The following is a 12,200-nucleotide window of genomic DNA, read 5'->3' on the forward strand; positions in this document are numbered from 1 at the left end:
CAGTCAATAAACTTTAGGAATTGTTTTGCTTGTGTTCATTTGTAACTACTGGATTTTCTATGTGTTAATATTTGTATGTACAAACGTTAAATAAAAATTAACAAGATCACAATTCCCATTTCTAAAACCTAAATTTGTTTTTAACTAAAATTACGGAAACCTAATCCTACTTTACTCTATATCTATGAAAATTAAATACCTAGTTTATGCCTTGTTAACTATCGGAATCATTGGATTTATTGGCTACCGAATCACAGAAAATAAAAATAAAAATGCCGATTCAAAAGATCAAAAAGGAAAAGGCAAGTCCATGAGCGTTAACGGAATTGTTGCAACCCCACAAACTTTTGACAATAATTTATCGCTTTCAGGTTCTATTGAAGCCAATGAGCAAGTCGAAATTCGCAGTGAAGTTTCTGGAATTGTTGAGGCTATTTATTTTAAGGAAGGAAGTAATGTGAGCAAAGGACAGGTACTTTTTAAAGTAAATGATTTGGAGTTAAGAGCGCAATTGAGACAAACTTCCACCAGAGAAGGATTAGCTTCGGAAAACGAAAGAAGAGCTAAATTGCTATTACAAAAAGAAGCCATAAGTCAGGAAGAATATGATTTGGCCAGAGCCGATTTAAAATCTGCGCAAGCACAAAGTCAGTTGATACAAGCACAAATTGCAAAAACATCGGTTAGAGCACCATTCTCAGGAAGAATCGGATTGCGTTCTATTTCACCAGGAACCTATATTACACCTGCCATTTTGGTGGCGAAATTAGTAAATACAGGAAAACTAAAAATTACTTTTTCTATCCCCGAAAAATACGCCAGTCAAGTAAAAACGAATACCAACATCAGTTTTACCGTTTCGGGTTCTACTGAAAAGTATACGGCTAAAGTATATGCTATCGAACCTGAAGTTGCAGTAGCTACCAGAACATTACAAGTTCGTGCGATTGCCGACAACAAATCTGGAAAATTATTACCTGGAACATTTGCTGATGTCGAATTGCCTTTGGATATCATAAAAGATGCTATCGTTGTGCCAACAGAAGCAATTATACCAGTACAAAACGGTAAAAAAGTTTTCATCTCCAGTAATGGTCAGGCCAAAGAAGTGATGATAGAAACCGCCACAAGAACGGATGCCTCAATTTTAGTCCTTTCTGGTTTGAAAGCGGGTGATACCATTATTACCAGTGGTGTTATGTCTCTAAAAAATGAAACTCCTGTGACCGTTAAAATTAAATAATTTTAAAAGTTATAAATTATGAATTATGAGTTTGCACAGTGCAATTCATAATTCATAATTTATAACTCATAATTCAAAGAAAATGAGTTTATCCACAACAAGTATTAGAAGACCCGTATTTACTATAGTAATCAATTTAGCCATCGTACTTTTTGGAATAATTGGTTATACATTTCTGGGAGTTCGAGAATTCCCATCGATTGATCCGGCGCAAGTTTCCATCCGTACGAATTATGCTGGTGCAAATGCGGATATTATCGAGTCGCAAATTACGGAACCGCTTGAAAAAGCAATTAATTCCATTGATGGGATTAGAAACGTAACTTCTTCGAGTGCCCAAGGAAGCAGTAACATCACCATCGAGTTTAATCTGGACAAAGATTTAGAAGAAGCGGCAAATGATGTGAGAGATAAAGTTTCTCAAGCCGTTAGAAACCTTCCACAAGATATTGATTCTCCCCCAGTAGTTTCTAAAGCTGATGCCAATGGTGATGCGATAATTTCAATGACCGTTCAGAGTGATACCAGAAACGCATTGGAATTAAGTGATTACGCCGAAAATGTAATTTCACAACGATTAGAAACGATTCCCGGCGTGAGCGGTGTCCAAATTTGGGGACAAAAAAGATATGCGATGCGTTTGTGGATTGATCCTGTGAAACTGGCTGCATATGGTTGTACCGTTTCAGAAGTGAGAGATGCTTTGAACAAACAAAATGTAGAATTACCTTCTGGAAAACTTACCGGTGACAACACTGAATTAACGGTAAAAACAGTGGGAAATCTTTCTACTGCTGAAGAATTCAATAATATTATTATTCGTTCCGAAGGGGAAAAAGTAGTTCGCTTCAGCGATGTGGGAACAGCGAGTCTTGGACCTGAAAATACGGAAACCAAAATGACGCAATCAGGAACGCCCTTAGTTGGTGTTGCAATTGTACCGCTTCCCGGGGCTAATTATTTGGATATTTCAGCTGCTTTTTATAAGGAATTCGAAAAATTAAAAAAGGATTTACCAAAAGATATCCAACTAAATATAGCCATTGATAATACTATTTTTGTTAAAAAATCAGTTATTGAAGTTGCTGAAACATTAGGAATTTCTATTGTTCTGGTGATTTTGATTATCTATTTATTCTTCAGGGATTGGGCGATTGCCTTTAGACCATTGATTGATATTCCTGTTTCGTTGATAGCTACTTTCTTTATCATGTGGCTTTTCGGTTTTTCCATCAATGTATTGACTTTATTGGCTATCGTTTTGGCAACAGGATTGGTGGTCGATGATGGAATTGTGGTTACCGAGAATATTTTCAAAAAAGTGGAAGAAGGCATGTCGCCTATTGAGGCGGCGATCAAAGGATCTAATGAAATATTTTTTGCAGTAATTTCCATTTCGATAACCTTAGCAGCGGTATTCCTTCCGGTAATTTTCCTTGAAGGATTTGTCGGGCGATTGTTTAGGGAATTTGGCGTCGTCATAGGTGCTGCGGTATTAATTTCAGCTTTTGTATCCTTAACATTGACGCCTATGTTAAATGCCTATTTGATGAAAGGCGGCGAGCAAAAAAAATCAAAATTTTATATTCGTACTGAACCTTATTTTCAAAAATTAAACAGTGGTTATGCCAGTGCATTAGATCGTTTTATGAAGAAAAAATGGTTGAGCTTCCCTATTTTGATTGCTTGTTTTGGATTAATTTATTTGTTTTTCAACCTTTTGCAAAAAGAAACCGCACCGTATGATGACCGCAGTGGTTTTGTTTTACGAATGACGACTCCCGAAGGTTCTTCTTATGAATACACGGATCGCTTCATGCAAGAGGTGTCAAAATTGGTAGACGACTCGATTCCCGGTAAAAAAGTAGCCTTGGTTATCACGTCTCCCGGATTTGGATCTTCCTCCGTAAACAGTGGTTTTATTCGGGTATCATTGGTTCAACCAGATGAAAGAACCGATTCTCAAAAAGAAATTGCTGAGAAATTAACCAAATGGACCAAACAATATCCAGACGCAAAAACCTCCGTTATTGAGCAACCTACAATTGCGGTGAACAGACGTGGTGGATTGCCGATTCAATACATTATACAAGCGCCAAATTTTAAAAAACTGGAAGAAAAAATTCCTGTTTTTATGGATGAAGTATCTAAAAACCCAACTTTTGCGGTTAGTGATGTGAATTTAAAATTCAATAAACCAGAAGTTAATGTTACCATTGACAGAGAAAAAGCCGAAAGTCTAGGAATCTCAGTTATTGATATTGCACAAACACTACAACTTTCATTGAGTGGTCAGCGTTTTGGTTATTTCATGAGAAATGGAAAACAGTATCAGGTTATTGGACAATTTGACCAAAAAGACCGTTCGAAACCATTGGATTTAACGTCGATGTATGTCAAAAATAATTTGGGACAATTGATTCAAATGGACAATGTGGTAACCATTGAAGAAAAAAGTAATCCGCCGCAATTATACCACAACAACCGCTATATGGCAGCTACTGTTTCCGCGGGTCTTGCTCCAGGCAAAAGTATCAGCGATGGAATTGATGCGATGAATGAAATAAAAGCTAAAGTCCTTGATGATACATTTACTACCGATTTAGGAGGAGAATCAAGGGATTTTGTCGAAAGTAGCTCGAATACTGCTTTTGCATTCGGATTGGCTTTGGTATTGATATTTTTAATTTTGGCGGCACAATTTGAAAGTTTTATTGATCCGCTTATCATAATTTTGACCGTTCCAATGGCAGTTGCAGGAGCGCTATTCTCATTGTGGTTGTTTGACCAGACTTGGAATATTTTTAGCCAAATTGGGACAGTCATGCTTATTGGTTTGGTAACCAAAAACGGAATCTTAATAGTCGAATTTGCCAATCAGCTCCGGGAACAGGGAAAACCAAAATTAGAAGCTATTTTAGAAGCTTCGGAAGCTAGATTACGTCCTATTTTAATGACGAGTTTGGCTATTTCATTAGGAGCTTTGCCTATTGCAATGTCACTGGGAGCGGCTTCAACAAGTAGAATCGGGATGGGAGTTGTGATTGTAGGCGGAACTATTTTCTCTTTAGTTTTAACGTTATTCGTTATTCCAGCCATGTATTTAATGTGGTCTAAAGCCAGAAAACATTATCCTGAATTTGATCATATTGAAGAATATGAAAAAGAAGTTAAATAATTTTGAATGGAACGCTGATGACGCGGATTAAATAGATTTACACGAATTTTTATATAAAATTCGTTGATTCGTGGCTAAAAAATATAATTATGACACATACTAAAATACTATTTCAAAGCTTTATACTACTCTTTTTTTGTATAGCTAAAACCAATGCACAAGAAGTTTTGACATTGGAAAACGCAGTAAAAATTGCATTGGAAAACAATTACGAAATAAAAATTGCCACCAATAATTTAACCATTGAAAAAACAAATGTTGCTATTGGTAATGCCGGAATGCTACCTAAAATTACTGCATCCGTTGTAGATAATAATAGCATTCAAAACAGTTCACAAACGCGTCAGGACGGAACAAAAACGGAATTAGACAATGCCAAGAATAATAGTTTGACGTATGGCGTTGGATTGGATTGGACTATTTTTGATGGTCTGCGAATGTTTGCCAGACTGGATCAGTTGAAAGAATTACAAAAATTAGGGGAAGCACAATTAAAGCTGACCGTAATCACAAGAATCAGTGATGTCAATGCGGCTTATTACGATTTGGTTCAACAACAACAGCAATTAGCTGCTTTGGATACGACAATTGTAATTTCGAATCAGCGATTGACTTTGGCACAAAACAGATTTACCATTGGAAAAGCATCTAAATTAGAAGTTTTGAATGCCCAAGTAGATTTGAATACGGATCAGGTTGCGTTGTTAAGACAAAAAGAATTGTATGCTAACAGTAAGATTTTATTAAATCAATTGTTGGCCAGAGCTGTTACCACTGATTTCAAAGTAATTGATGAACTTGAAGTGGATGGATTATTGTTGCTTCCGGAACTAACAGCCTTAGCCGAAAAGCAAAACCCACAATTAGAAGCCCAGATTATCAATAAAAGAGTGGCTGAATTAGAATTAAAACAAATTAAAGCGGCACGTTATCCCACCGTTCGGGTAAATACCGCCTATAATTTTTCAGAAAGTCAATCCAGTCTTGGCTTTGTGGCGCAATCCCAATCCAGAGGTTTGAATTATGGTTTTAGCGCTTCATTAAATATATTTGATGGTTTTTCACAAAACCGAAATGAGAAAATCGCCAAGATTCAAATTGAAAATTCAAAAATTACAATCGAACAACAAAATTTGGCTTTAAACTCACAGTTGGCCACTTCCTATCAAACGTATTTGACTAATTTAGAATTGATTGCTTTAGAAGAAAAAAACGAATCGATTGCGAAACAAAATTTGAATATTACTTTAGACAAATTCAGAATTGGAACTATTACTACTTTAGAATTCAGAACTGCACAATTGAATTATGTAAATGCGAAAGTGCGTTACAGCAATGCTCAATTTCAAGGTAAATTATCTGAAATTGCGCTCCGAGAATTGGCTGGAAATCTTAATTTTTAATTTACTTTTGTTAAAAATAGTATCTTAAATGGTTTCATATAATACAAAAGACTGGTTCACGTTTATTTTTCGTTTTCATAAAGCGGATACCTTTAGGACATTAATGCCAATAATGCTTGCCATCGGTGCTTATTCAGGGATTGTAGGCTATTTGGAAGTTGAATATTGGAAATTAGCCGACAACAGTTATGTAAAAAATATCACGATCATGCACGGAATGTTAGGTTTCGTGATTTCGTTATTGCTCGTTTTCAGAACCAATACCGCTTATGACCGCTGGTGGGAAGGGCGCAAAATGTGGGGAGCATTAGTAAATAACAGCCGTAATTTTTCCATAAAATTATCGGTAATGTTGCACGATGAAAAAGATCGTAAATACTTTCGAAAAATGATTCCCAGTTATGCTTCCATTTTACATAAACATTTGAATGATGATGATACCAGCAAACAATTATTTGAAGATGTAGATTTAGTAATTGATCATCACAAACACAAGCCCAATCAGGTAGCCAAAATGTTGTTTCAAAAGATTAATGATTTGTACGATTCCAAAAAAATAACCGGCGATCAACTGATTATTTTAAACGAAGAAGTGAAATCGTTTACTGATATTTGCGGTGCTTGTGAACGAATCAAAAACACACCTATTCCCTACTCATACAGTGCTTTTCTTAAAAAATTCATCTTCTTTTATGTGATGACTTTACCTTTTGGATATTCTTTTAGTTTGGGTTACTATGTTGTCCCGGTTGTGGTATTTATTTTTTATGTTTTGGCGAGTTTAGAATTAATTGCCGAGGAAATTGAAGATCCTTTTGGAAGCGATGCAAATGATTTGCCGACTCAAAAAATTGCTGAAAACATCAAAAAACATGTCGAAGAATTAATTTAAAAGGATGCAGAAAAATAGAATAAGGTTTTAAAACTTTGTTCCCTACTAACTTTGAACCTCAAGAAACATTGATTATATTTGCAATCTCATTAAAATTGACAGATGAAAATATCTTACAACTGGTTAAAACAATTCATTAAAATAGACTGGAAATCCGAAGAAACGGCAGCTTTACTAACTAATTTAGGTCTGGAAGTAGAAATCGTTGACAAATACCAATCGGTAAAAGGCGGATTAGAAGGTATTGTTGTAGGACATGTTCTTACGTGTATCCAACATCCGGATGCCGACAGACTAAAAATAACTACCGTAGACTTAGGTAATGGCATTCCTGTTCAGATTGTTTGCGGCGCCAGTAATGTTGCTGCGGGACAAAAAGTACCGGTTGCTACAATCGGAACCACATTATATGATGCAGCAGGAGTTGCTTTTTCGATCAAAAAAGGAAAAATACGCGGACAGGAAAGTCACGGAATGATTTGTGCCGAAGATGAATTGGGTCTTGGTGAAAGCCATGACGGAATTATGATACTCGACGATGCATTACTACCCGGAACTCCTGTTGCAACGGTTTTCAAAATTGAAAATGACGAAGTTTTCGAAATTGGATTAACACCCAATCGTGCTGATGCGATGAGCCATTTAGGAACTGCCCGAGATTTGAGAGCCGGAATGTTGCAAAGCGGTGTAAACGTAGAACTGATTACGCCTTCAGTGAGTAATTTCAGAGTGGATAAAAGAACTTTGAAAATTGATATTGACGTAAAAGAACCTAAACTTGCTCCCAGATATTGCGGAGTAACGATTTCTGGTATTGAAGTAAAACCTTCTCCAGGTTGGTTACAAAACAGATTGAAAGCCATTGGATTAAATCCAAAAAACAATATTGTCGATGTCACCAATTACGTTTTACACGAATTAGGTCAGCCACTTCACGCTTTTGACGCGTCAAAAATTAACGGTAAAATTGTAGTTCAAACACTTCCTAGCGGAACAAAATTTACTACACTTGACGATATAGAAAGAACCCTGCACGAAGAAGATTTAATGATTTGTGACGAAAAAGGACCTTTATGTATTGCAGGGGTTTTTGGTGGAAAAAAATCAGGAGTGTCTGAAAACACCAATTCTATATTTCTAGAAAGTGCTTATTTCAATCCTGTTAGTATTCGTAAAACTGCCAAAAGACATCAATTAAATACTGATGCTTCTTTCCGTTTTGAAAGAGGAATTGACCCAACTATTACGGAATATGCATTGAAACGTGCTGCTTTATTGATTCAAGAAGTAGCTGGTGGAGAAATAACATCGGATGTTGTTAATGTATACCCAAAGAAAATAGAAGACTTTTCAGTGTTTTTAAACTTTAGCAAAGTGGCTAAAATTATAGGTCAGGAAATACCAAAAGATACTATTAAAAAAATATTAGTTTCATTAGATATCAAAGTAAACAGCGTTTCAGATGCAGGGTTGGGCTTGACTATTCCTTCTTACCGTGTTGACGTTCAGAGGGAAATAGACGTTATAGAAGAAATATTGAGAGTGTATGGATACAACAATATTAATTTCTCTAAAAAACTGAATGCTACGGTTTCTAATTCTCCAAGAAACGAAGATTATAAAATACAAAATCTGATTGCCACACAATTAAATTCTCAAGGATTTAATGAAATGATGGCAAATTCATTGACGACTGCATCTTATGTTGCCCTTTCAGAAGAATTGAACCCGGCATACAACGTGACAATGTTAAATCCGTTAAGTGCTGATTTAGCTACAATGCGTCAATCTTTGTTGTTTTCCGGACTAGAAGCAATCTCTTATAATATCAATCGCAAAAATGCTGATTTGAAATTATTTGAATTTGGAAAAACGTACCATAACTATCTTGCCGGTTACGAAGAGAAAAAGCATTTAACTTTATTCCTTTCCGGAAATAGAAATCAAGAAAATTGGACTAACGCTCAAAAACCATCTGATTTCTTTTTATTCAAAGGATATGTGAATGGAATCCTTTCCAGATTAGGCATTCAAAAAACACAAAATGTACCTGTAACTTCGGATGTGTTTTCTGAGGGGATTGCTATTAGCGTTGGAACCGAAATACTGGTAGAATTAGGAGTCGTTAAAAAATCAATATTAAAACATTTTGGAATCAAACAAGAGGTGTTTTTCGCTGATTTTAACTGGGCTTTGATTTTGAAATTGATTTCAACCAAGATAAAATATACTGAGATTCCTAAATACCCTGAAGTTCGTAGAGATTTAGCGTTGCTAATTGATCAAAACGTGACCTATGACAGCATTTACAATATTGCACGCCAAACAGAGAAAGCACTCTTAAAAGACATTAATTTATTTGATGTATATGAAGGGAAAAATCTTCCTGAAGGTAAAAAATCATACGCGCTAAGTTTTACTATTCAAGACAGTTCTAAAACGTTGACCGATACGCAAATTGATAAAATTATGAGCAAACTGCAAAATAATTTTGAAACTGAACTTGGAGCCAGCTTACGATAATAGCTCTTTTTACATAATATAAAGTCCCAATTCTAAGTTTAGAATTGGGACTTTTTTATACAAAAGAGCCCTGCAAGTTGCAGGGCTCTTAAGACTAACAAAATATCAACCTCTAATCCAAAAATTATTGTTTAGGTAATACAACAGTATCGATCACGTGAATTACACCATTTGATTGATTCACATCAGCAATTGTTACTTTAGCTTTGTTCATATTCTCATCCGTAATGTATAAATCCTTTCCTTGCATCCAAGCCGTTAAAGTTCCACCACTAACCGTTTTTATTGTAGCTTTTCCATTACCCATTTTAATAGCTTTTGCTATATCCGAAGCATTCATTTTTCCTGCAACAACATGATACGTAAGGACTGTTTGTAATGTTTTTAAGTTTTCTGGTTTTAATAATGTGGTTACAGTTCCAGCTGGCAATTTATCAAACGCTGCATTTGTAGGGGCAAAAACGGTGAATGGACCTTTGCTTTGTAAAGTTTCTACTAATCCTGCGGCTTTAACTGCTGCAACTAGCGTCGTGTGATCTTTAGAGTTTACTGCATTCTCAATAATGTTTTTAGAAGGATACATCGCTGCTCCTCCAACCATGACACTTTTTTGAGCAAAAGATGTAGCTCCAAATACTAATGCAAAAAATGCAATCGATAAAAATTTTCTAGTTTTCATAAAATCTGTTTTTTAAGTTATATAAAGCATTTACGGTGTTTAATTGGGTTTGGTTTTAAAAAATGAAATTATTTTTAAAATTTAAATTTTTTGAATGCGATGAGACAGATGTAAGTTCAAATTAGCCCCGATGGCAGCAAGTATCCTTTTTATTATGCTATGCAAAAGTTGGTTTTGAAAATGGGTTTTCTGCACAATGACAAGATACTGCATACAGCGGGAGGATTATGGATGATAAATTCAACTGCTCTGCTCCTAAAAATAAAGCACAAAAAAAAGCTCCGCAATTTGCGGAGCTTTCTATATTCAAAAAGTTTTAAGAAATTATTTTTTCTCTGACTTTTCCATTTTAGCTTTTAATGCTGCTAATACATCATTGTTATCACCTAAAGTTGCAGCTGGTGCATTTGTAGATGTTGAAGCTGATGAAGTATTTTCAGTAGCTGTTTTCACATTTTTCTCTTCTTCTTCACGGAAGATAGCAGTATGAGATGCAACTACTCTTTTGAATTCTTTGTTGAATTCGATTACTTTGAAATCAGCAGATTCTCCTTTTTTCAATTTCTTACCGTCTTCTTTTTCAAGGTGACGAGTAGGAATGAAAGCAACGATATCTTCTCCGAATTCTACAGTAGCTCCTTTGTCAACGATTTCAGAAATTTCACCTGTGTGGATAGTTCCTACAGCGAAAGAATCTTCATACTGATCCCAAGGATTAGCAGTAGTTTGTTTGTGACCTAAAGATAATTTACGTCCTTCAACATCTAATTCTAATACTACTACATCAAGTTTCTCACCAACATTTACAAATTCAGATGGGTGTTTGATTTTCTTAGTCCAAGATAAGTCAGAGATGTAAATTAATCCATCAATTCCTTCTTCTAATTCTACGAAAATTCCAAAGTTTGTAAAGTTTCTAACGATACCTGTATGTTTAGAACCTACTGGGTATTTAGCAGTGATATCAGTCCAAGGATCTTGAGACAATTGTTTGATACCTAATGACATTTTACGGTCATCTCTATCTAAAGTTAAGATAACAGCTTCAACAACATCTCCTACTTTTACGAAATCTTGAGCAGAACGTAAATGAGTAGACCAAGACATTTCAGAAACGTGAATTAAACCTTCAACACCTTCAGCAACTTCGATGAAAGCACCGTAATCAGCGATTACAACTACTTTACCTTTTACTTTGTCTCCAATTGCTAATTTAGCATCAAGAGCATCCCAAGGGTGAGCGTTCAATTGTTTCAATCCTAATTGAATTCTTGTTTTCTCATCATCGAAATCAAGGATTACAACATTTAATTTTTGGTCTAATTCCAATACTTCAGATGGGTGGTTGATTCTTGACCAAGAAAGGTCAGTAATGTGAATCAATCCATCAACTCCACCTAAGTCAATAAAGACACCATAAGAAGTAATGTTTTTAACAACACCTTCTAATACTTGTCCTTTTTGTAATTGACCGATGATTTCTTTTTTCTGGATTTCGATATCTGCTTCAATAAGCGCTTTATGAGAAACAACAACATTTTTGAATTCGTGGTTAATTTTTACCACTTTGAATTCCATCATTTTGTTTACATATACATCGTAGTCTCTAATTGGTTTAACATCAATTTGAGATCCTGGTAAGAAAGCTTCAATTCCGAAAACGTCAACGATCATACCACCTTTAGTTCTGCATTTTACAAAACCATTAACGATTTCTCCTGTTTCGTTAGCCGAAATAACTCTATCCCATGATTTGATAGTACGTGCTTTTCTGTGAGACAATACTAATTGACCTGTTTTATCCTCACGGATGTCAATTAATACTTCAACAGTATCACCTACTTTTAAGGCTGGGTTGTAACGGAATTCGTTTAATGAAATAACACCTTCCGATTTTGCGTTGATATCAACGATAACGTCTCTATCTGTAATTCTAACAACTGTACCATCAACCACTTCTTCTTGATCAGTAGCGATAAATGTTTTTGAAACTAGTTCTTCGAATTCTAATAAGTTTTTCTCATCAACAGCATCAATACCTTCTTCGAAATTGTGCCAGTTAAAATTTGCTAAAAACTCTTCTTGTGATTTTACTTGTTCAGACATGCTGATTAAAAATTTGTATTCTGCATTCTCTCGAGTTTCTTACTGTGCTAGAAAACAACAGAAGTTGTTTGTATAATTAATTGAACCCTAAAGGAAACTCTTACTCACCAAAAGGTTTGCAAAGGTAATACATCTTTATTTAACTGTCAAGTTTTTTTGTCATGAAAATCAGTAAT

7 protein-coding genes are annotated in these 12,200 nt (G+C 35.2%); 5 read left to right on the forward strand and 2 right to left on the reverse strand.

The window, feature by feature from the left end:
* The first annotated feature begins 184 nt into the window (after nucleotides 1-184).
* The 5 genes from E0H99_RS15180 (at nucleotide 185) to pheT (ending at nucleotide 9,239) form a co-directional block, all read left to right on the forward strand.
* The gene (locus E0H99_RS15180; RefSeq protein WP_131997449.1) at nucleotides 185-1,243 is read left to right on the forward strand and encodes an efflux RND transporter periplasmic adaptor subunit; all 1,059 of its coding nucleotides are present in this window, start codon (nucleotides 185-187) and stop codon (nucleotides 1,241-1,243) included.
* Nucleotides 1,244-1,325: 82 nt separating this feature from the next.
* Complete coding sequence (locus E0H99_RS15185; RefSeq protein WP_131997452.1) at nucleotides 1,326-4,421, forward strand: efflux RND transporter permease subunit; 3,096 nt, start codon at nucleotides 1,326-1,328, stop codon at nucleotides 4,419-4,421.
* 89 nt (nucleotides 4,422-4,510) lie between these two features.
* Nucleotides 4,511-5,824 (forward strand): TolC family protein, encoded by a 1,314-nt coding sequence (locus E0H99_RS15190; RefSeq protein ID WP_131997455.1) that lies wholly within the window; start codon nucleotides 4,511-4,513, stop codon nucleotides 5,822-5,824.
* 28 nt (nucleotides 5,825-5,852) lie between these two features.
* Entirely contained in the window at nucleotides 5,853-6,716 is an 864-nt protein-coding gene (locus tag E0H99_RS15195) for a bestrophin family protein (protein ID WP_131997458.1), read from the forward strand.
* Between the two features lie 102 nt (nucleotides 6,717-6,818).
* The gene (pheT, locus tag E0H99_RS15200) at nucleotides 6,819-9,239 is read left to right on the forward strand and encodes a phenylalanine--tRNA ligase subunit beta (protein WP_131997461.1); all 2,421 of its coding nucleotides are present in this window, start codon (nucleotides 6,819-6,821) and stop codon (nucleotides 9,237-9,239) included.
* Between the two features lie 124 nt (nucleotides 9,240-9,363).
* Here pheT and E0H99_RS15205 read toward each other — a convergent pair whose 3' ends face one another.
* Both E0H99_RS15205 and rpsA read right to left on the reverse strand, forming a co-directional pair.
* Nucleotides 9,364-9,918 carry a fasciclin domain-containing protein gene (locus E0H99_RS15205; protein ID WP_131997464.1) on the reverse strand — a complete coding sequence of 185 codons (555 nt, stop codon included), beginning with the start codon at nucleotides 9,916-9,918 and terminating at the stop codon, nucleotides 9,364-9,366.
* 324 nt (nucleotides 9,919-10,242) lie between these two features.
* Nucleotides 10,243-12,024, reverse strand: coding sequence for a 30S ribosomal protein S1 (gene rpsA, locus E0H99_RS15210; protein WP_131997467.1), 1,782 nt, complete (start codon nucleotides 12,022-12,024; stop codon nucleotides 10,243-10,245).
* Between the last annotated feature and the right edge of the window lie 176 nt (nucleotides 12,025-12,200).

The sequence above is a fragment of the Flavobacterium sp. GT3P67 genome, assembly GCF_004349155.1.
Classification (GTDB): domain Bacteria; phylum Bacteroidota; class Bacteroidia; order Flavobacteriales; family Flavobacteriaceae; genus Flavobacterium; species Flavobacterium ranwuense.

Bases quoted from the DNA above. Each gene is read 5' to 3' on its own strand.
- E0H99_RS15180 (WP_131997449.1), top strand. From the start codon at position 185: ATGAAAATTAAATACCTAGTTTATGCCTTGTTAACTATCGGAATCATT.
- E0H99_RS15185 (WP_131997452.1), top strand. From the start codon at position 1,326: ATGAGTTTATCCACAACAAGTATTAGAAGACCCGTATTTACTATAGTA.
- E0H99_RS15190 (WP_131997455.1), top strand. From the start codon at position 4,511: ATGACACATACTAAAATACTATTTCAAAGCTTTATACTACTCTTTTTT.
- E0H99_RS15195 (WP_131997458.1), top strand. From the start codon at position 5,853: ATGGTTTCATATAATACAAAAGACTGGTTCACGTTTATTTTTCGTTTT.
- pheT (WP_131997461.1), top strand. From the start codon at position 6,819: ATGAAAATATCTTACAACTGGTTAAAACAATTCATTAAAATAGACTGG.
- E0H99_RS15205 (WP_131997464.1), bottom strand. From the start codon at position 9,918: ATGAAAACTAGAAAATTTTTATCGATTGCATTTTTTGCATTAGTATTT.
- rpsA (WP_131997467.1), bottom strand. From the start codon at position 12,024: ATGTCTGAACAAGTAAAATCACAAGAAGAGTTTTTAGCAAATTTTAAC.